Genomic DNA, 21531 nt, shown 5'->3' on the forward strand with positions numbered 1-21531 from the left:
CTGACAAAGATCATTCCGGAAAGGATTTTTTATGAATAAAAGCTTTCAGATTGGAACACGAAGGGTTGGAGAAGGTGCCCCGGTTTTTATCGTAGCCGAGCTTTCCGCCAACCACAACCAGAATTATAACCGGGCGCTTGAGATCGTCCATGCCGCCAAGGAAGCCGGTGCAGATGCGGTCAAGCTGCAGACCTATACAGCAGATACCATCACTCTTGACTGTGATGATGACTGCTTCCAGATCAAGGAAGGAACCATCTGGGACGGTACGACACTTTACAAACTCTATCAGCAGGCCTACACCCCCTGGGAATGGCAGCCAAAGCTGATGGAGGAAGCAAACCGCCTCGGTATGGAATGCTTTTCTTCTCCCTTTGATCTGACATCCGTGGATTTTCTGGAAGAAATGCACGTTCCTGCCTATAAGATCGCTTCCTACGAGATCAATGACATTCCCATGATCCGTAAGATCGCCCGGTTGAAAAAGCCCATTATATTTGCTACCGGCATTGCTTATCCGGAGGATATTGAGCGGGCACTTTCTGTCTGCAGGGAAGAAGGAAATGAGGATGTGATCCTGCTAAAATGCGTTTCCTCCTATCCAACTCCCTATGAAGCAGTAAATCTGCGGGTAATTCCTACCCTGCAGAAAACCTATGACTGTCTGACCGGCATTTCCGATCACACTATGGGCACTATCGTTTCTGCCGGAGCGGTTCCCCTTGGTGCCAAAATGGTCGAAAAGCATCTGACCTTAAAGAGAAGTGACGGCGGTCCCGACAGTGCTTTTTCCATGGAGCCTGCCGAGTTCAAACAGATGGTGGACGAGATCCGTATTCTGGAAAAGGCTCTTGGAAGCAGTGAATATGTCCTTACCGATACCCAGAAGCTGGAGCATGGCGGATCCCGTTCCCTCTTCGTGGTAAAGGATATTGCCGCAGGCGAAGCACTGACCAGTGAAAATATCCGCTCGATCCGGCCAGGCTGCGGACTTCACACGATGTACTATGAAGAAGTCCTTGGCAGAAAGGCAAAGCACTTTTTAAAGAAAGGAACCCCTCTTGCATGGGATCTCATCGACTGATCTATTTTCGAACAGATGGAAATTTACAGATTGCTACCGGACATCTGATGCGGTGTCTGTCCATAGCACAGGCATGTCAGGTTCTTTCTCTGCCTGTCTGTTTTCTGGTTTCCGATGAGGACAGTGCTTCTCTTTTAAAGCAGTTTGATCCTGCAGGCACTTTTCCTGTAAGGATCCTTTCTTCTGCTGTGTACAATGACATGGAAAAAGAACTGACGGAGCTTCTTTCCCTTCTTTCCGAGGCTCCTTCTTTACTTTTTGTCGATTCCTATTTTGTAACAGAGCCTTATCTGCAGGCCGTTTCCGGCATCTGCCCCGTAGCTTACCTGGATGATCTGCAGCTCTTTGATTATCCTGTAGATCTGGTCATTAATTATGATATCATCCCGGAAGATATGCTTCCTTCCTATCAGGCTGCCTACAAAAGAGCTGGTCAGACGCTGCTTGGTGCTTCCTATACACCACTGCGCAGACAGTTCCAGATGGAGGTTCCAGCTGTCCGGCCTTCGGTAAAGGATATTCTGATCACCACCGGCGGCAGTGATCCTTATCACTTCTGCCTGAATCTGCTCTCCTGTTTTCAGGAAAGACTTTCTGCCCTGATAGCAGAGCCGGATTTCCACCTTCATGTTCTGATCGGCAGCCTGAACGAGGATAAAAGGCTTCTAAAGGAGCTCGCAGAAGAGCTTCCCTTCCTGAAACTTCACGAAAATGTTACCGATATGGCTGCACTGATGGCTTCCTGTGATCTGGCCATTTCCGCTGCCGGAACAACACTTTATGAGCTGTGTGCCGTTGGCATACCTGCTGTCAACTACTCCTTTGCCGATAATCAGCTTCCCTCTTCCCTCGCCTTTGCAAACGTTGGAGCAGTTCCCTATGCAGGGGATCTCCGTATGGACACAGAATCCTGTTCTATTGTGCCTTCTCCGGATTCAAAAGGCACAGGCAGTGCATACGGACTTCCGGGTGTTCTTTCTGCTGTCTGCCATTTTGTAACAGATATGTCCGGCAATATGGCAAAAAGAAAGTCTGCACAGCAAAGCATGCACAGACTTATCGACGGCAAGGGTTCCTGCCGTATCGCAAGAGCCTTAGAAGAATGCGCTTTTCACAATTTCCGCAGCCCGTAGGAATTTCTCCTCCTGCATTCCCTCTTCTGTCTCTTTCCATATATTTTCCTTTACAGCTCCACCCCTGTTTTCCAGGATAAAATAACCACGTCCCATGACAGAATGGCCATCAGATACCGGCTGCAGCACATCTCCCTTATGGATATGGCAGACATATTCCTTCAGCAGAATATCCGCATCTTCCTGCTGCAGGATCTGTTCCATTTCTGTTCTGTCAGGAATCCGGTCCACCTTTCCTTCCATATCAAAATAATGGATCATCATGGCCTTTGTCTCTTTTGGGGCAAAGGAATAGGATCTTCCCATACGATACCGGATATATTCCTCTGCTTCATCGATCCCCGTACAGAGTGGGGTGAACAGATTGTGAAGATTATGTCCTGATGGCCGTGCCGAAAGCTCGATGACAAAGGGTCCGTTTTCTCCCTGTATCAGATCGGCATGCAGAAGGCATTCATCAAGCCCCATGGCTTCAATCACTGCTTCCATATATTCCCTTGCCTGTCCGTAAAAAGGATCCTCCGGCAGAATGGAAAAATAAGCAACTGCCTGTCTTGCAGGAAACGGAGTATTTTTCTTTTTACGGAGCAGGATCAGATGGAACTTTCCTCCGATCACAGCACCATCAATGCCATACTCTTCCCCTGCTATACATTCTTCCAGAATGTAATCTTCTTCTCCAATTTCAGAAAGTCCTCTCTCCAGATCTTCCTTTGAAAAAAGCATATGGATCCCCCGACTGCCGGAACCAAATCTTGGCTTTAAAATAGCAGGGAATGTCAACTTATCTTCCGGTATTTCCTCTCTGAAAGCCACACTTCCCGTATCCCGCTTCTCTTTAATCTTGCTGGCAGGGTAGCAATGGCAGTTTCTCAGGCCTTTTTGCACCAGTGTTTCATGAAACAGCCATTTGTCTGTACATTTCTCTGCCATTTCCCTGCTGATCCCAGGGAGCTGCAGCGTATCATTTACCATTCCAATAGTAGTCAGATATCTGCCGATCGGTACCGTCAGTACAAAATCCGGATCTTCTTTTCTTACCGCTTCTATAGTCACCCTTTCGTCTGAAATATCCACAACCAGCGCCTTATCTGCCGCCGCTAATCCACTGGCAGCCGGATTTCCGTCCAGTGCTGTCACAAAAAGTCCATTTTCATGAGCCTTTTCTATGGTATGCAGTGCTTCCTCGCTGGCTCCGATGATAATAGCCTTTTTCTGTGTTCCACCGTTCATTAGGAAAGCTCCTTTATTTCAATACTTTTTCCAATTCTTCAATAACAATCTTAAGTGCTTTGATCCTGGCATACTTCTTGTCCACAGACTCCAGAATATGCCAGGGTGCATAGGTAGTGCTGGTTTTTTGCAGCATCTCATTTACTGCCACCTCATAAGCATCCCATTTTTCACGGTTCCTCCAGTCTTCCTCTGTGATCTTCCACTGCTTGCCCGGTGTATTCTGCCTCTCTTCAAAGCGTGCAAGCTGGGTATCCTTGTCTATCTGTACCCAGAATTTGATGATAACCGTGCCAAAATCGTGCAGCTCCTTTTCAAACTCGTTCATTTCATTATAGGCACGTTTCCAGTCGTTTTCGCTGCAGAAGCCTTCCAGTCTCTCCACCATCACTCTTCCATACCAGCTTCTGTCAAATATGGCAATATGTCCTGTCTTTGGAAGCCTTGTCCAGAACCTCCAGAGATAATGTCTGGCCTTTTCATGCGGCTCCGGACTGGCAATAGGATGTACTTCAAAGCCTCTTGGATCCAGTGCCTGTGTGATCCGTTTGATATTACCACCTTTTCCGGCTGCATCCCAGCCCTCATATACGATAACTACAGGTACCTTTTTACGGTACAGTCTGTTATGAAGCTCCTTGAGCTGTGCCTGCAGGCGATCCAGCTCTTCTTTATATTTTTCATCCGTCAGTTCCTTATTCAAAGGAATTTCTGAAAGCTTTGGCAGCTTCTTCAGCGGAAAGGTATTCTGCAGGAGCGGCACTGCCAGCCTTGCATTCTGCATGGCAATTTCAATTCCCTGTGTCAGCGTTTCAAGTGCCTGCAGTTCTGCCCACCTCTTTGATTTACAGTCCAGAAGATACCAGGGGTCTGAGGGCGAATTGGTATCCTCCATATAGCGGTCAAATACAGAAAGACATTTCTCATAATGTTTGTTCTGCCATTTATCTTTATCACTGATCCTCCAGCTGGTATCTATATCAGAGCAAAGCTCTTCTATGCGTTTCTTCTGTTCCTTTTTGCTGATATGGCAGAAAAATTTCATAACCAGATAACCATTGTCTGTCAGCTGACGTTCAAAACGTCTGATACTGTCAATTTTCATCTGGTACTGTTTTTCATTCAGCTCTCCGTTCAGAACGCCTTCTGTAATCTCGTCCATCCAGCCTGAATCCAGAAATGCAAATTTACCAGCCTCCGGTATCTTCTCAAAGTACCGGCACAAAAACGGTTTTCTTTTTTCTTCCTCTGTAGGAACTGTCATGGATGCTACCTTAAAGAAACGGGGATCAATGTTTGTGATCAGTTCTCCGATCAGGCTGCCCTTTCCTGCCGTTCCCCAGCCTTCCACCAGAACAAGTACGGGTGTCTTATGTTCTTTTAGCCGGAGCTGCTGTGCCTGCAGCTTCTCTCTGGCTGCCTTCAGCCTTATCTTAAGTTCTTCTTCCTCCGGTCTCTCCGGAAACTGTACATCCTTCAGCATAAAATCCCTCCCGTTTTTCTTTCAGTTTATCATATTTTCTGACAGATTCCCATAGGGAATATCAGTGGAACAGATTTTTCTTGCATTGTCTGTATATCTGTGTTACACTCGTTTCATTCCTACCCGTTTCCGGGAGTTCAGGAAGATCATGTTGATTCTTTTATTTTTATCTTTTGGCATTTCGCCGGATGTTTTCAGAACAGGTCTGCATGATGTAACTATTCACTTTTTCATTTTTAGATGGTATGTCAGTCTTTTACTGCGGCACATCCTGCCAAATGCCGCAATCAAAATACTCACATCTATTCTATCTTTATTCAAAGGAGGTCTATCTATGGCCACTAATCTACTAAAATCTTATTTTCCTATGATCCAGAGCCGGGAGGAAATCCTTGCCAGGATCTATTCTAACCCAAAGCTACAGCAGCTTTTTGAAAGCTGGACTGTCCTGCAGCAGAAAGAATTCCTCGATTTCTGCTCTGGTGCCAAAGGCATCAAGGTTCTGTATGACTCCTTCTTCAAAGAGGTCATGAACCCTGAATATGACCCTGCCAGGCTGGAATCCTTCCTGACCACCCTGCTAAACCGTAAGGTCAGGATCAAAGAGGTACTTCCCAATGATTCCACCAGGCTTTCTGACGAAAGCTCCCTGCTGATCACAGACATTATCGTTGAACTGGAGGACGGCACCCTTGCCAACATTGAAGTCCAGAAGATCGGTTATGCTTTCCCCGGGGCAAGGTGTGCCTGCTATTCCTCGGACATGCTCCTACGTCAGTATAAACGGGCAAGGCAGCGCTCCATAGATCCAGTTACCGGCAAGGACACCTTCTCCTACCGCTGCATCAGCAAGGTCTATCTTATCGTTCTGTATGAAAATAGTCCGTCTGAATTAAAGCAGTGCCCTGACCACTGGATCCACCGTTCCAAAACTATTTTTGACACCGGACTTTCCATGGATCTTTTACAGGATTATATCTTTATCAGTCTTGACATTTTTCGTTCAAAAATGCACAATAAAAAGGTAACCACACTGTTGGAAGCATGGATGACTTTTTTCTCTACGGATGACCCGGAAGAGATTATCAAGCTTATCACAGACTTCCCACAGTTTAAACCGATGTACGAGACACTATACCAGATGTGTCAGAATGTGGAGAATGTTATGGGTTTTTTTTCTGAGGAATTACGGGAAATGGACAGGAATACTGTCAGATATATGATCGACGAACTGCAGAAGGAAGTGGACTCACAGAAAGCTCTGCTTCAGAAGAAGGATGCTGCTCTCGCAGAGAACGCTACTGCTCTTGCAGAGAAAGACGCTCTCATCGCTTCCCTGCAGGCTGAATTAGCCAATGTCAGATCAAAATAGCACCGTGAAAAAGCTGCCACATCAGTCTATCTGATTATGGCAGCCCTTTTGGACATAAATTATTTTCTGTTTTTAATCTTATCTTCAATGATAATGTACCCATGTACAAGCAGATCTGTTATGACCAGAACTGCCACTGACCATATCAGGCATTCCTTTACACTGAATTCATAGAAAGCAGCAAATCCGGCAATCGCAAAATATACCCCTATATGTACGGCATACATCTTGGAAATCTGTTTGGAATAATAGCACAATTTGTTATATCCAAATTTCCATTTTTCCACGACCGGCATGATAAAGAACGAAAGTGCAAATACAAACATTATCGTGCAGAAGCTGCCTATAACCTTCATAAGCCCTGGTGTTCTGTATTGCTCAAGCATATAATTAAAAAACTCTTCTATACCCGGGTGCATTATGATACAGCCTGCAAACCATACTGCCGCTGTCACTCCACATATTATCCCGCTCTTTTTATAAAAATTTCCCTTTTCGTTTTCAGGTATTCTCCGGATTACCTTTCCAAAAACATATCCCAGGAATACATAACTCAGATACGGGAAAAAGCAGAAGCTCGTTTCTCCTTTGCCGCCAAAGGTCATGTCCAGGATCCAGTTCAGTGCTGCATTATCAGTAACAAGCTGTTTCGTAAATGGTGACACGATTCCCACAATTACAGCACTGATGATATATCCGCTCAGCTTGACACCTAATTTTCTGTATAACGCAAGTACAAGATAACACATACCGGATATAAAGAAAATATTGACAAAGGTGAGCACAGCGTACAGGTTTTCATGGTATATTTCCCTGCTGCCTGCCACCTCTCCCGTGATCAGATTTCTGATGAAGAAGCTGACCACTATTGCTGCCGCATAGCATAAATTACTCAGTCCCTGATACAGCAGCAGCTTTACGCCATTTTTAACCATATCCCCGGGCTCAGAATGCCTTGTGAAAACACTTCCAAATCCCATTGTAAACAGATACAGACAGGCACCTGTCGGCATAAACAGCGCAAACATGATCTCATATACATTTGATGTTGCTGCTTCCATGCCTGCCAGCGTCTGAAAAGAATGTATAAATACGATCATGATCATCAGGAAGCCCTTTACCAGATCAAGCTCCCTCTGCCGCCCTACATTTACCTCTTTATCCCTCAATGAAAACATATTTATTGCCTCTCTGCTCTAATCCCTTTTCTCTTTTGACTCCTCTCGGAGCTTTCCTACGAAGTGAGCGATCTTTCCCATTGCGGTCTTCAGGCTGTCCAGTGAATAAGCATAGGAAATTCTGAGAAATCCCTCTCCACAGCCGCCAAATGCAGTTCCTGGCACTACAGCTACTTTTTCTTCCATAAGAAGCCTTGTTGCAAACTCATCGCTGGTCATGCCAAACTCCTTAATACAGGGAAATACATAAAAGGCTCCATAGGGTTCAAAGCACTGCAGCCCCATCTCATGAAAAGCATTCATCAGAAATCTTCTTCTCTGATTATAGGCCTCCCGCATCTGTGCAACATCTTCATCTCCATTCCGGAGTGCTTCTACCGCCGCATACTGACTTGTAGTAGGCGCACACATGATCGCAAACTGATGGATCTTTACCATCTGCTCCATAATCTGTGCTGGTGCACAGGCATAACCAAGCCTCCAGCCTGTCATCGCATATGCCTTGGAGAATCCATTGATATATACGGTTCTTTCTCTCATTCCCGGCAGACTGATGATAGAAACATGCTTTTCCTTGTAACTGAGCTCTGCATAGATCTCATCTGTGATCACAAAGATATCCTTTTCCCGGATAATTTCCGCAATCTCCTCCAGATCCTTCTTTTCCATGATCGCACCTGTCGGATTATTGGGAAATGGCAGGATCAGTATCTTCGTCTTGTCTGTGATCGCATCCCGCAGCTCCTGTGCTGTCAGGCGGAATTCATTTTCTTCCTTCAGTTCAATGATCACCGGCACTGCATCTGCAAGAACCGCACAGGGTTCATAGGATACATAGCTGGGCTGCGGGATCAGTACTTCCTCTCCCGGATTGATCATTGCCCTGAGTGCCAGATCGATCGCTTCAGAACCACCAACCGTTACCAGGACCTCATGCATTTCATCATAATGGACTCCCTGGCTTCTCTCTACATAATTGCTGATTTCCTTGCGCAGCTCCTTCAGGCCTGCATTGGAGGTATAAAAGGTTCTTCCCTTTTCCAGGGAGTAAATGCCCTCATCTCTGATATGCCATGGTGTATCGAAGTCGGGTTCTCCAACACCAAGGGAAATAGCGTCCTCCATTTCATTTACAATATCAAAAAATTTACGGATACCGGAGGGCTTGATATCCACAATTTTATCTGCTAACGGATTTCTCATGGTGTAACCTTCTCTCTTGTATCTTCATATTTTTTGGTAAGGATCGTTCCATGATCCTTGTATTTTTTCAGTATAAAATGGGTTGCTGTACTTAAAACCCCCTCTATGGTAGCCAGCTTTTCATTCACAAAGCTGGAAACGGATTTCAGTGTCTTGCCATCTACGGTAACAAGCAGATCATATCCGCCTGAGATCAGGTATACACTGTTTACGTCCGGATATTTGTAGATCCTCTCTGCTATATTGTCATATCCCTTTCCTCTCTGGGGTGTGATCCGTACTTCGATCAGTGCAGTCACCTTCTCAATAGAGGTTTTCTCCCAGTCGATCATGGTATGATAGCCACAGATGATCCCTTCTTCTTCCATTGCCTTCAGCTCATTGACTACATCAATTTCTTCCGCCCCCAGAATCACTGCCAGCTCCTTAATATCAATACGGCTGTTTTTTTCAATAATTGCTAAAATCTGCTCTCTCACTTTCAGAGTCCTCCTTGTTAAGCTATTACTTTTCCGATTTCATCCGGCCTTGCCGGTTCCAGAAAACGGATTTCTTCTCCGTTATGCAGTACTTTATCATTGTTATCCGTAGTTCTACCGATGACAGCTGCGGGAATCCCTGCCTCCTGCAACGCCTTCACCATACCATCTCCATCCTCTGCTACGATCAGAAGGCTTCCCCCAGATAACAGACCATAGGGATTCAGATCAAAAAACTCACAGATTTCTATAGTTTCCTGCTTAACCGGTATCTTTTTTAAGTCTATGGAAAGTCCAACGCCAAGCCTTCCAGCCAGTTCATACAGGCCGCCAAATACACCACCATTTCTCATATCGTGCATTGCTGTGGCGCCGGACTTAAGGGCGGTAGCAGCCTCCGGTAAGACCGGCAGATATTTTTCAAAGCCCTTCGCCGCTGTTGTAATAGAAAACGGGTATCTTTCCAGAAGCTCTGCTTCCCTCTCCTGTGCCAGTACCGCGGTTCCTTCCAGTCCCATCCACTTGGTCATCACGACCGCCTGTCCTGCTGCAGGTAATCCCCTTGATACTCTTTCTGCAGCCTCCAGCCGGTATCCAAAAGCCGTTACTGAGATCACTGGATACTTTACTGCACCTGTCACCTCGGTATGTCCACCGGCAATCTGCACCTTACATATACCGGCAGCTTCTTCTGTCAGCTGCATGATCCTCTTTAATTCTGATTCCTCTGTCCCCTCCGGCAGTGTCAGTGCCATCTGCATGGCAAAGGGGATTCCTCCTCCGGCTGCGACCGCATTTACCGCCGCATAAACAGCGTAACAGCCTGCTCGTATCACGGGAAGACTTACTGTCTGTGTGGCTGCACAGAATACTTTGTCCTGACAGTCAGGCACCTGTCCGCCAGTACCCCTTCCCTGCCTGTCAGGATATGTGAAAAAGGCACAGTCCACCCCTGGTGCTGCACCTTTTACTACTTCTTCTCTTTTTGTTTTACAATATTTCAAAACAGAACGCTTTAATATGCTTTCTGAAATCTTCCCTGTCTTCATAGCTGCCTCACTTTATCCCGAGGCTGCCGGACTTACTCCGCCGGAACCTCTGCCACTGGTGCTTCTGCTGCAGGAGCCGCTGCTCCCTCTCCTGCCGCTTCTGCAGGAGCCGCCGCTGCCTTAAGCGCCGCCGCTACACCCTTCACATGATCGATACTGCCTGTGGCAATCGCCGCCATGATTTCATTATATGCATTCGGATCCGCTGTTGCAACACCAACCGTTGCTGACCGTGGTGCCATCTTATAAGTACTGGAATTTACCATTTCCCTGCTGGTCTCTGTTCCGTTTTCGTAAACAACCTTCCAGAGGTTGGCTTTATACCCAATATGTGCTGACTGTACAGAAACCGTGCCAACCGGTGAGCCTCCATCCGGATAGATCACCTCTGTGTCCGGATAAGTCTTGCTGACTACTTCACTTTCGTAAACCACCTTATGACCACTGTCCCTTGTTTCATGTCCGTAAATCGTGAACCCGATCATCTTGTCTTCTGTGGTATAGCCTTCAATATAAATGGGCGCATCAGTATTGTTCACAAAACGGAAGTCCTTTCCTGCTGACTCAGAGATTGCTGCATCCGCAGAAGGATCCACGTAAGTTACGATCATGGAATGATTATGGCGCTCTGTTACCTCCAGCTCAGAAAGAAGCACTGCATTATAAAGGGTCGTAGATACCTGACAGATACCACCGCCAAGACTGTCTACCACCTGTCCATTCAGGTAAGAGCCTGCCATATAATAACCGTTTGCCGTAGAAAAGGGCGCTACTGCTTCATAAGTAGAAAATTCTTCTCCCGGATACAACGTAGTTCCATTGATCAGACTGGCCCCATTGCGTACATTCGCACTTCTGGATGCTCCGGAGGTTTTAAAGCTGGTCTGGAAGCTGCCAAGAACATCCTTTACTTTTGAAAGCTCCTCTGCAGATCCCTTAGGCTCCTCCACTTCCACTACAAGATCAATACTGGTTTCCTCTCCATTCCAGGTTCCATCTGTGAAAAAACTGCATAGCTGCTGAAAGGAAGCATCTTCATCCACAACCATGCCAGTCTGCCCCTGATGGATCACAAACTCTCCATTTTCTATGGACAGGGTTGCATTCTCTGCTTCTATATTATAGACAGCACACTGATCCTCCAGTACATGACGGATCAGATCCTGGTCTACTCCAAAAGAAAGTGGCAGAATCCTTCTCTCCGACTGCAGATCCTTTTTGACCTTATATCTTTCAATAATATTTCCTTTTCTTCCAATGGATGCCGCCTCTTCAATGACCTCCGGATTGCTCCAGTAAAACCCAATATCCCCCGGTGTAATAGTTACTGAATTATCATTCACCATATTCAGGGTAATATTTTTCTGCAAAAGACCCTCAACATAATCCTCTGCCACAGCCTCGGCCTCTTCCTCCGTTTTTCCGGAAAGATCCATATTCTGAAGATATATGCCGGGCAGGATAGTAGTTCCTTCCCTGGCTTCTGCATTTATTCCAAATATGCCCGTAAGAATCAGCATCCCACACAGGCTGAGTATATTCCTCACAAATTTTTTCATAACGGCTCCTCGTGTTGCGTTACTGAATTAAATATGCTAAAGTGGGAACTACCATAGCGACTATCAGCAAGATAATAATAATGGATGAAATAATACGCTTATTTTTACTGTTATTAAAATTAAACATGATATGCCTCTTCCAAAAAAATCATAGTCTCTGTTGAAAGGATATTATATATGAAGTTCCCCTTTTTTGCAAGTTTTATCGTTTTCTGTCTATGGCTCACCTATGAGATACACAAAAGCAGACGAAAGGAAGAGCAGTCTGCAGATGCCTTCTGGGAGAGAGAGTCAGAGGCCAACCGGACAAGACGAAAGCCCCTTGATGATCTTTCCTACATTACCATTCCCTTTGATACCCTTCCCATGGATACCATGAAGGATGACCCTGAAATAGCAGATTGCCATGACACCCTGCATAGCTTATCGGAAGGACCTATTGTAAACCTTACAGGTATCAGCAACACCGACCTGAAGCTTATGTATGGTGCCCCCAATATCGGTCTTCTCACACAGTATGACCAGCGCTATACCGTCCTTGCCAGAACCCTGCAAAAGCTTGCAGCACTTTTATACCAGGGAGGCTGTATCAAAGATGCCGAAGCGATCCTTACCTTTGCCGTTTCCACCAGAACCGATGTCAGTGCTTCCTACCGTCTTCTTGCCAGCATTTATAAGGAGCTCGGCACCCCTGAAAAGATCAATGACCTGATCCCGGTTGCTGAAGGTCTGAATTCGCCCATGGCTCCCCATATCGTTTCTTACCTTAAGGATGCGGCAGACGGCCATATGCCAGAATGATCTTGTCCGTGATCCGGCTTGCTTCATTTCTGGTCAGCCTTTCCACATCATAGTCTGGTATTATTTTATGCCACTCAAGCAGACAATATAACCTTTCTTTCTGTTTTTTGGAGGCCGGTGATTCTTTTTTCACATGAAAGACCAGCCCTGACGGCCGATATGCCTCTTCATCCGGGAAATCCTGTACCAGTCTTTCATAAAGCATGGCTGCTGAAAGGGCATCACTGCCCGCCCTGTGGGAGGTTGTCTCAATTCCATAGTAACAGCACAGATCTGACAGCCTTCTGCTTGGAAGCTGCGGCAGGAACTTTCTTGCCAGCTTCAGCGTATCAATCCCTTTCTTATCGAAGGGAATTCCCTGATTCACCGCCGCCTTTTTCAGAAAAGAATAATCAAACAGGATCTGATGTCCCACAAGTACATCGTCCATCAAAAAATCCATTAGCGCTGGAAGCACCTCTTCTATCACAGGTGCGCTCATGAGTTCTTCATTCCGGATTCCTGTCAGTCCCTCTGTAAAATTACTGATCTGACAGCCCGGGTTCACAAGACTTTCCCATCTGGCCGCTTCCTTTCCATTCCGGATCCTTACCGCACCGATCTCTATGATCTTGTCTGTCTTTGGATTTAAACCTGTCGTTTCCAGGTCCAGCGCTGTAAAATCCTGCAGCATCCTACTTTTCCTTCCTCTTTTCTGCCTTTTTCTGCTCCTTCTCATAAGAGGGACACAGATCCTTCAGGAAACACTCCTCACATTTGGGCGTAGGTGCCTTACAGATTGTCCTTCCAAGACGGATGATATGGATATTCCATAGAATCCAGTGATCCTCCGGCAGCTTTTTCATCAGATCCAGCTCCACCTTCACGGGATCTGTTTCCTTCGTAATACCAAGCTTTCCAGAGATTCGCTTCACGTGAGTATCCACAACAATACTGGGAATATGGTATATATTTCCCCGGATCACATTGGCCGTCTTTCGTCCTACTCCTGCGAGCGCTGTCAGAGCTTCGATATCCTGAGGCACCTCACCGCCATATTTCTCCGACAGCGCCTGACAGCAGGCAATGATATTCTTCGCCTTATTATGGTAAAAGCCCGTGGAATGAATATCCCTTTCCAGCTCTTTCAGATCTGCATTCGCAAAGGCATCCACGGACGGGTACTTTTTAAACAGATCCTCTGTCACGATATTTACTCTCGCATCTGTACACTGAGCACTCAGCATGGTTGCGATCAGAAGCTGCCATGCATTTTCATGGTTCAGATAACATTTATAATCCGTTCCATATTCCTCATCCAGTCTGTCCAAAATCTTCTGTACCTTTTCACTTGTCCGTGCCATTTTGTATTTCCTCTTTCTTACATTTAGTGCGAAAAAGCGTATTGGTACTCCAATACGCTTTTTATTTTCACAAATTTATCTATTTCCAGAACTTTTTCTTCTTGGTATCCTTAGAATCTGCTGTCTTGTCTGTCTGTGCCTTCTGCGCAGCATTCAGGCTGTCGCCTGTCAGTGCATCAAACTGCCTCAGGAGCTCCTTCGCCTCATGGGACAGCTTCTCCGGTGTCTGGACCACCAGTGTTACATAATGATCTCCCCTGACCTCTTTGTTCCGGAGAGTCGGAACCCCCTTTCCCTTCAGACGGACTCTGGTATCTGTCTGGGTTCCGGGCTTCACTTCGTAAATCACTTTACCATCCACAGTATCTACGACTACCTCACCGCCAAGTGCTGCGACCGCATAAGATACAGGAACATTGGAATAAATATCATAATCCTGTCTCTGGAAAATGGGATGACGTCCTACAATCACTTCTACCAGCAGATCACCTCTTGGTCCGCCGTTAGTACCCGGTTCACCCTTCTCCCTGATCCGGACGCTCTGTCCGTTATCAATACCTGCAGGAATGGAAACCTGGATCTTCTTTCTGCTGGCAATATATCCACTCCCGTGACAATCCGGACATTTCTCCTTGATCACCTTACCGGTTCCATTACAATCCGGGCAGGTCTGGACATTTCTGACTGTTCCAAAGAAGGACTGCTGGGTAAAGACCACCTGTCCCTTGCCACCACACTTCTGACAGGTTTCCGGTGTGGTTCCCGCCTTGGCTCCGCTGCCATGGCATGTCTTGCACTCATCCTTCAGTGTCAATTCTATTTCCTTATCCACGCCAAAAACAGCTTCTTCAAAGGTGATCCGCACACTGGTACGGATATTGGCACCCTTCATGGGACCATTATTTCCTCTGGCGCTTCTGCGTCCTCCAAAGAAATCCCCAAAGATGTCACCGAAAATATCACCAAAATCTGCAGAATTAAAATCAAAGCCGCCAAAGCCACCGCCACCGGCTCCTCCATCAAAGGCTGCATGACCAAACTGATCGTATTGTCTTCTCTTTTCAGGATCACTCAGCACTGCATAGGCTTCGGACGCCTCTTTAAATTTCTTCTCCGCTTCTGCATCACCCGGGTTCATATCTGGATGATATTTCTTAGCAAGTACTCTGTATGCTTTTTTTAATGCTGCATCATCAGCATTCTTATCTACACCAAGGACTTCGTAATAATCCCTTTTCTGTTCTGCCATCTAATCAATCCTCAAACACTTCTATAGCGAGGTATATATTACTATATACCCCGCCATTCATTTCTGATCATTTCAGATAGAATCTAATCTATCTTACACCTCTCTGTAGTCACCGTCAACTACATCATCTGCAGGTCCTGCACCTGCCCCGGCATCAGCTGCACCCTGGCCGCCCATGCCACTCATATCAGGTCCTGCCTGACCGCCCTGTGCCTGCTGCATGTTCTCATACATCTTTGTGAACAGCTGCTGTGCACTGGTTGTCAGCTTTTCCTTGGCTGCCTTCAGCTCATCAATGTCATTGTCACTCATTTCCTGATCCTTGGTTCTCTCGAGGATATCCTTGACCGCTTTAAGATCTGCCTCAACAGAAGCCTTCTCAGAAGCATCGATCTTGTCTCCCACCTCGCTGAGAGCCTTTTCTGTCTGGAATACGAAGGAATCTGCCTCGTTACGTGTATCAATGGCTTCCTTTCTCTTCTTATCCTGTGCTTCAAACTCAGCGGCTTCCTTAACAGCCTTATCAATTTCAGCATCTGACATGTTGGAGCCTGCTGTAATGGTAATGTGCTGTTCCTTACCTGTACCAAGATCCTTTGCAGATACATTTACAATACCGTTTGCATCGATATCAAAGGTAACCTCGATCTGCGGAACACCTCTCATTGCCGGAGGGATACCATCCAGTCTGAACTGTCCAAGAGACTTGTTATCTCTTGCAAACTGTCTTTCACCCTGTACAACGTTGATATCAACGGCTGTCTGGTTATCTGCTGCGGTAGAGAAGATCTGGCTCTTCTTGGTAGGAATTGTTGTATTTCTCTCAATCAGCCTTGTTGCGATACCACCCATGGTCTCAATGGAAAGAGAAAGGGGTGTTACATCCAGAAGCAGGATCTCACCTGCACCGGCATCGCCTGCCAGCTTACCGCCCTGGATAGAAGCACCAAGTGCTACACACTCATCAGGGTTCAGGCTCTTGCTGGGTTCTTTGCCTGTTAACTGTCTTACCTTATCCTGTACAGCAGGAATACGTGTGGAACCGCCTACCAGTAATACCTGACCTAAATCTGCATTGGTAATTCCAGCATCCTTCATAGCGTTCTGAACAGGGATTGCTGTTCTCTCTACAAGCTCATGTGTCAGTTCATCAAACTTAGCTCTTGTAAGGTTCATATCAAAGTGCTTCGGTCCTTCAGCAGTTGCTGTGATGAAAGGCAGGTTGATATTGGTTGTTGTTGCGGAAGACAGCTCCTTCTTTGCCTTCTCTGCAGCTTCCTTTAATCTCTGAAGTGCCATCTTGTCATTTGACAGATCCACACCCTCTGCTTTCTTGAACTCATCGATCATCCACTGTGTCAGTCTGTTATCAAAGTCATCACCGCCAAGGTGTGTATCACCGTTTGTAGCAAGAACTTCGATGACACCGTCACCGATCTCAATGATGGAAACATCGAAGGTACCACCACCAAGGTCATAAACCATGATCTTCTGCTCTTTTTCATTATCAAGTCCATAAGCCAGTGCTGCTGCTGTAGGCTCGTTGATGATACGCTTTACATCAAGGCCAGCGATCTTACCTGCATCCTTGGTTGCCTGACGCTGTGCGTCATTGAAGTACGCGGGAACAGTGATAACTGCCTCTGTTACCTTCTCACCAAGGTAGCTCTCAGCATCTGCTTTCAGCTTCTGAAGGATCATAGCTGAAATCTGCTGAGGAGAATACTTCTTACCATTAATTGTACGTCCTCTGTCAGTACCCATATCTCTCTTAATAGAAGAAATGGTGTTCTCTGCATTAGTAACTGCCTGACGCTTTGCAGGCTCACCGATCAGTCTCTCTCCTGTCTTTGTGAATGCTACGACAGAGGGAGTTGTTCTTGCGCCTTCTGCGTTGGCGATAACGGTGGGCTTACCACCTTCCATAACTGCTACGCAGCTGTTTGTTGTACCTAAGTCAATACCAATGATCTTACTCATAATTCTCTCCTCCTGAAAGTTTAATCTCTTTTATTGTTCTGTTACATTGAAAAATAACTGTGATTCCTTTATTAAACAACTACTGCTACCATACTGTGCCTTACTACAGCATCTCTGTAAGTATAGCCCTTTAAAAGCTCCTGAGCAATCACACCGGACTCATACTCATCGCTTTCTACCTGCATCACTGCATTGTGCAGCGCCGGGTCAAATTCCTCTCCCACTGCCGGTATGACCTTTACCTCCATCTTGTCAAGCTCTGTCATGAGCTGTCTGTAGATCATCTCCATACCTTCTGCAAAAGGAGTACCCTTCTCCTCTTCCGGGATCGTGGCCAGACCTCTTTCGAAGTTATCTACCACGGGAAGGATCTTCTCGATCACACTTTTCGCACCGGTTTCAAACATTGCTGTCTTTTCCTTGTCGGTACGCTTACGGAAGTTATCAAATTCAGCCATCTGGCGTCTGACCTTATCCTCCAGCTCTTCGATCTTCTCCTTCATGGCATCCTGCTTCTTGTCTGCCTTCTGTTTCTTCTTGAAAGCCTTCTTATCTTCTTTGGCTTCCTCTTCCTGCACTTTTTCTGTCTCTTCAGAAGCTTCTTCCACTTCTGCTTCCTCTGCGGGTGTCTCCGGTTCCTCTTCCGGTGTTTCTATTTCAATTTCTTTCTTAATATCCTTTTCATCTGCCATCTGCTTCATTCCTCTCCTTGCTATGTCTTTTTATTGTAAAGCTCATCAAGCTGATGCGTAATGGTCTTCAGAGTTCCAATTACCTTATCGTAGTCCATACGCTTTGGTCCGATAATTCCTATCGTACCTCTCATGCCTTCTCCCAGTTCATAGGTGGCAGTTACCACACTGCAGTCCTGCATGGACTGGATCTGAGTCTCGTTTCCGATATAAACCTGAATGCCTGTTTCATTATTATCAGAAAGGCTGTCCTGTACAAGCTCCGTCAGCTTATCCTTCTCTTCGAAGGTATTGATCAGCTCACTCGCCTTCTGCTGGTCTGCCAATTCAGGATACCTGAAAATATTATTGGCTCCGCTTGTATAGATCTCAAGATCCTCTTCCTCTTTAATCCCTTCTGCAAGCGCATCTACCACGTCTCCAACGATGGTACTGTGTATGCCTGCCTGCTGCTTCATCCTTGTGATCATAGGAAGATTGATCTCCTCCGGTGCCAGCCCGCTTAAATGTGTATTCAGCAGGATGTTCAGCTTCAGAAGTGTTTCATCATCCAGCTCCTCTGCTACGGGAAGGATATTGTTCTTGATCATATTCCCTTCCATAACGATCACAGCAAGCAGCTGATTCTTATCTACTCTGGAAAGCTGCAGGAATTTGATCTTGTTCTTATGAACTGCCGGTGCCGAGATCATGGAGGCATAGTTGGTATTCACCGCCAGAAGCTTTGCTACCTGCTTCAGCAGATTATCCATCTTATCTTCCTTCTCCAGAATGAGCTCCTTCAGTTCTTCCAGTTCCTTATCCTTCTTCTCCATCATAGTATCCACATATAAGCGGTATCCCTTGTCAGAAGGAATTCTTCCTGCGGAGGTATGGGGCTGCAAAATATAGCCCATCTCTTCCAGATCAGCCATCTCGTTCCGTATCGTTGCCGAACTAAGATTCAGATCTGTATATTTGGAAATGGTCCTGCTTCCCACCGGTTCCCCGGTTTCCAGGTAATTACGGATAATAGCCTGCATGATCTTAATCTTTCTGTCATCCAGCTGCATATCCGTCATCCCCTTTCCAACTCTTTCTTTTATGGTTGTTAGCACTCAACTCATTAGAGTGCTAATATCTACATAACATAAACTATCACTTACTATGGGTATTGTCAACAGCTATAACGAAAATATTTATTAAAAAATTCTAAAGATTATAAAGAAAAACCCTGCAGGAAAATCCTGCAGGATTTCTAATTTTTCTCATATATTCCGACCTTTAAGATCAGTCGCCGGATCTTCTTTCGCTGTACGATATCTTACTTTAGATAAAGAAGCTTCCTGTAATACTGCCGTTTACAACGAAGTATGTAGTATTCTCTTCAGGCTTTACATAAAGCTCTACATTCCTGATATCTTCTTCTCTTCCATTCATGTCATATTTCCATACATCCCTGAAGATCTTCATCAGATCATCCGGTGTATAGGACTTGCCGCTGAACTGGAAGTTTACGGTTTCTTCTACTTTAGCCGCCTTCTTAACAGGTGCTTTCTTCTCTTCCTTAGCTGCAGGTGCTGCTGCCTTCTTTACTTCAGCTTTCTTAGCAGGTGCCTTCTTGGCAGGCGCTTTCTTTTCTGCCTTGGCTGCCGGCGCTGCCTTCTTTGCTTCAGCTTCCTTAACAGGTGCTGCTGCCTTGACCTCAGGCTTCTTCTCTTCTGCTGCCTTGACTGCTGGTGCTGCCTTGGCGACTACCTTTGCTGTTGTCTTCTTAACTTCTTCCATAACAATGACTCCTTTCACACAAGAGCAGATCTCTCATGTCAATCAGCCGGTGAAAGCAGATACGCTGACACACGTAAGGGTTCTCACCTGCATGAATTAGTATCTATATCATGATGAAAGTGTACTCCATAATTGAAATCCTGTCAACTTTCAGGCAGATAAGCCAAAATACAGAAGTACCAGGATGCCTAAAGCAATACGATACCAGCCAAAAACCTTAAAGTCATGCTTCTTGATATAGCCCATCAGAAACCGCAGTACAAACACAGAGACAATAAACGATACCACCGTGCCGGTGAGCAGGCATGCCATTTCCATACCACTGAAGTCAAAGCCAAATTTTACTACCTTCAGAAGGCTTGCACCAAACATGACCGGGATCGCCAGGAAAAAGGTAAACTCTGCCGCTACCGTTCTGGAAATACCGATCATGATCGCACCAAGGATAGTAGCTCCGGATCTGGATGTGCCTGGAAGCGCTGCTGCCACAAGCTGACACAGACCAATGATCAGTGCATCCCTGTAGGTTAGCTGGGTTAGCTTTGTTGTCACCGGTGTCCGGTTCTTATTCCAGTTCTCGATCACGATAAACAGAATACCTACAAGGACCAGCATCACAGCGACCACGATCACCTGTACAGTCACACCGCTTTCTCCGATCTCCTTTTCAAAAGCAGCACTGACCATATCATCAAAAAGAAGTCCGTAGATCACTGCCGGGATACAGGCCACTACGATCTTGACCCACATCCAGAAGGCATCCATGCTCAGCGCCACATTTCCCACTGCCGGATCCTTGGCGCTCTTCACGATGCCACCCTTTCTGGAGCGGAGATTCTTTTTGCTGTAGAAAGGCCAGATCTTATTCCAGAACAGAACCACAACTGCCAGAATGGCTCCAAGCTGGATGACCACATCAAACATCTGGAAAAATCCATCACTGGTCTCCTGAAACGGGATCAGCCTTTCTACCAGGATCAGGTGTCCGGTACTGCTGATCGGCAGCCATTCCGTGATGCCTTCCACGATTCCGTAGACGATTGCCTTTATGATCTCTAACATTTTGTTTCTCCCTTCAGATATTCCATCAGTCTGTCATAATTTTTTTCTGCATCTGCATAGCCGGTCTCATACAGCTTCTGCAGTTTTCCTCTGTCCTTCTCAATCCTTCCCACACCACTTGGAAGCTGTGGTCTTAAAACAAAGGCCCTGCCTTCCTTTTCCTGTTCCTCCAGATAATCCAGTGTGGCGTTGTAGGTAAGATATCTGTTTTTCATGAGTTCATAAAGCTTTGGATATTTCCGGTACTTCATTTTAACCAGTCCTGCCACCTTGGTCGGCTTTCTGCGGTACCCTGCTTCCTTTGTCAGGATCACCACATTTTTCTGATTGCCATCCTCTATGGATCTCCGGATCGGGATAGCATCAGAAATTCCGCCATCCAGATATTTTCTGCCGTTCCAGCTGATGATATTGGCTACAAGAGGCAGTGAGGCCGATGCCCTGACCACTTCAATATCCTTCTTCATATCTTTAATAGGAATATATTCGGCAAGTCCTGTTTCTATGTTCGTAACTACACTGTAAAAGGTGCCCGGATACCGGTTAAAAGTATCATAATCGTACAGATTCAGTTCATCCGGAATCCTGTGATAGCACATCTCTGCCCCGAACAGATCCCCCGTTTTCAGCAGACTGTATACACTGCAGTAATTCTTATCATCCAGATAATCCACATTCACATGATAAGCCCTGCCCCGCTGCTTTGACAGAAAGCTGCACAGGGAACAGGCTCCTGCAGACACGCCGTAGCAGGAAGAAAATTCCAGCCCTTTATCCAGGAAAAAGTCCAGTACGCCGGATGAATACACACCCTTCATACCACCGCCTTCCAAAACAAGTCCTGCCTGGTACATACACTCACTC

Annotated in this window: 20 protein-coding genes; 4 read left to right on the forward strand and 16 right to left on the reverse strand. The window is 46.1% G+C overall.

Annotated features, from left to right (window positions below; translation table 11 throughout):
* The first annotated feature begins 31 nt into the window (after window positions 1-31).
* Complete coding sequence (pseI, locus tag OCV77_RS01235) at window positions 32-1084, forward strand: pseudaminic acid synthase (RefSeq protein WP_262572577.1); 1053 nt, start codon at window positions 32-34, stop codon at window positions 1082-1084.
* Window positions 1066-2217 carry a UDP-2,4-diacetamido-2,4,6-trideoxy-beta-L-altropyranose hydrolase gene (gene pseG / locus OCV77_RS01240; RefSeq protein WP_262572579.1) on the forward strand — a complete coding sequence of 384 codons (1152 nt, stop codon included), beginning with the start codon at window positions 1066-1068 and terminating at the stop codon, window positions 2215-2217. The genes pseI and pseG overlap by 19 nt, the downstream gene beginning before the upstream one ends.
* Here pseG and OCV77_RS01245 read toward each other — a convergent pair.
* Together OCV77_RS01245 and pap are read right to left on the reverse strand one after the other, a co-directional pair.
* Window positions 2179-3450 carry an ATP-grasp domain-containing protein gene (locus OCV77_RS01245; RefSeq protein ID WP_262572581.1) on the reverse strand — a complete coding sequence of 424 codons (1272 nt, stop codon included), beginning with the start codon at window positions 3448-3450 and terminating at the stop codon, window positions 2179-2181. The two genes, pseG and OCV77_RS01245, sit on opposite strands and share 39 nt — an antisense overlap.
* A 13-nt stretch (window positions 3451-3463) precedes the next feature.
* A complete protein-coding gene (gene pap, locus OCV77_RS01250) occupies window positions 3464-4933 on the reverse strand; it encodes a polyphosphate:AMP phosphotransferase (RefSeq protein ID WP_262572582.1) in 1470 nt (489 codons plus the stop codon).
* Between the two features lie 334 nt (window positions 4934-5267).
* Here pap and OCV77_RS01255 point away from each other — a divergent pair, with 334 nt between their 5' ends.
* Window positions 5268-6305 carry an Rpn family recombination-promoting nuclease/putative transposase gene (locus OCV77_RS01255; protein WP_262572583.1) on the forward strand — a complete coding sequence of 346 codons (1038 nt, stop codon included), beginning with the start codon at window positions 5268-5270 and terminating at the stop codon, window positions 6303-6305.
* Between the two features lie 59 nt (window positions 6306-6364).
* Here the strand turns inward: OCV77_RS01255 and OCV77_RS01260 are convergent, their stop codons facing one another.
* Genes OCV77_RS01260 through OCV77_RS01280 form a run of 5 tightly spaced genes read right to left on the reverse strand, consistent with a single transcriptional unit; the run spans window position 6365 to window position 11773 of the window.
* Window positions 6365-7483 carry a heparan-alpha-glucosaminide N-acetyltransferase domain-containing protein gene (locus OCV77_RS01260; protein ID WP_262572584.1) on the reverse strand — a complete coding sequence of 373 codons (1119 nt, stop codon included), beginning with the start codon at window positions 7481-7483 and terminating at the stop codon, window positions 6365-6367.
* Between the two features lie 18 nt (window positions 7484-7501).
* A complete protein-coding gene (locus OCV77_RS01265) occupies window positions 7502-8686 on the reverse strand; it encodes an aminotransferase class I/II-fold pyridoxal phosphate-dependent enzyme (protein ID WP_118797232.1) in 1185 nt (394 codons plus the stop codon).
* Window positions 8683-9165: an Lrp/AsnC family transcriptional regulator gene (locus OCV77_RS01270; RefSeq protein WP_262572586.1), complete on the reverse strand. Its 483-nt coding sequence runs from the start codon at window positions 9163-9165 to the stop codon at window positions 8683-8685. The genes OCV77_RS01265 and OCV77_RS01270 overlap by 4 nt, the downstream gene beginning before the upstream one ends.
* Window positions 9166-9182: 17 nt before the next feature.
* A complete protein-coding gene (locus tag OCV77_RS01275; protein WP_262572588.1) occupies window positions 9183-10214 on the reverse strand; it encodes an AIR synthase-related protein in 1032 nt (343 codons plus the stop codon).
* A 32-nt stretch (window positions 10215-10246) separates the two neighbouring features.
* Window positions 10247-11773, reverse strand: coding sequence for a VanW family protein (locus OCV77_RS01280; RefSeq protein WP_262572590.1), 1527 nt, complete (start codon window positions 11771-11773; stop codon window positions 10247-10249).
* A gap of 177 nt (window positions 11774-11950) precedes the next feature.
* Here OCV77_RS01280 and OCV77_RS01285 point away from each other — a divergent pair, with 177 nt between their 5' ends.
* Complete coding sequence (locus OCV77_RS01285) at window positions 11951-12574, forward strand: hypothetical protein (RefSeq protein ID WP_262572591.1); 624 nt, start codon at window positions 11951-11953, stop codon at window positions 12572-12574.
* On the opposite strand, the gene OCV77_RS01290 is transcribed toward OCV77_RS01285, so the two are convergent.
* The 9 genes from OCV77_RS01290 to OCV77_RS01330 form a co-directional block, all read right to left on the reverse strand.
* Window positions 12540-13247 (reverse strand): 3'-5' exonuclease, encoded by a 708-nt coding sequence (locus OCV77_RS01290; RefSeq protein WP_262572592.1) that lies wholly within the window; start codon window positions 13245-13247, stop codon window positions 12540-12542. The genes OCV77_RS01285 and OCV77_RS01290 overlap by 35 nt on opposite strands.
* A 1-nt stretch (window position 13248) precedes the next feature.
* The gene (nth, locus tag OCV77_RS01295) at window positions 13249-13917 is read right to left on the reverse strand and encodes an endonuclease III (protein ID WP_118797226.1); all 669 of its coding nucleotides are present in this window, start codon (window positions 13915-13917) and stop codon (window positions 13249-13251) included.
* A gap of 79 nt (window positions 13918-13996) precedes the next feature.
* Window positions 13997-15166, reverse strand: a complete 1170-nt coding sequence (gene dnaJ, locus OCV77_RS01300) for a molecular chaperone DnaJ (protein ID WP_118797225.1) — start codon at window positions 15164-15166, stop codon at window positions 13997-13999.
* 93 nt (window positions 15167-15259) lie between these two features.
* The gene (gene dnaK, locus OCV77_RS01305; RefSeq protein WP_262572595.1) at window positions 15260-17146 is read right to left on the reverse strand and encodes a molecular chaperone DnaK; all 1887 of its coding nucleotides are present in this window, start codon (window positions 17144-17146) and stop codon (window positions 15260-15262) included.
* Window positions 17147-17217: 71 nt separating this feature from the next.
* Window positions 17218-17838, reverse strand: coding sequence for a nucleotide exchange factor GrpE (gene grpE / locus OCV77_RS01310; protein WP_262572597.1), 621 nt, complete (start codon window positions 17836-17838; stop codon window positions 17218-17220).
* Between the two features lie 20 nt (window positions 17839-17858).
* Complete coding sequence (gene hrcA, locus OCV77_RS01315; protein WP_331488682.1) at window positions 17859-18899, reverse strand: heat-inducible transcriptional repressor HrcA; 1041 nt, start codon at window positions 18897-18899, stop codon at window positions 17859-17861.
* Window positions 18900-19146: 247 nt separating this feature from the next.
* Complete coding sequence (locus OCV77_RS01320) at window positions 19147-19605, reverse strand: DUF6465 family protein (RefSeq protein ID WP_262572598.1); 459 nt, start codon at window positions 19603-19605, stop codon at window positions 19147-19149.
* A 150-nt stretch (window positions 19606-19755) separates the two neighbouring features.
* Entirely contained in the window at window positions 19756-20667 is a 912-nt protein-coding gene (locus OCV77_RS01325) for an undecaprenyl-diphosphate phosphatase (protein WP_262572601.1), read from the reverse strand.
* Entirely contained in the window at window positions 20661-21521 is an 861-nt protein-coding gene (locus OCV77_RS01330; protein WP_262572604.1) for a patatin-like phospholipase family protein, read from the reverse strand. The genes OCV77_RS01325 and OCV77_RS01330 overlap by 7 nt, the downstream gene beginning before the upstream one ends.
* Window positions 21522-21531 lie beyond the last annotated feature (10 nt).

This window comes from Suilimivivens aceti, from assembly GCF_025567405.1.
GTDB classification, from domain to species: domain Bacteria; phylum Bacillota; class Clostridia; order Lachnospirales; family Lachnospiraceae; genus Suilimivivens; species Suilimivivens aceti.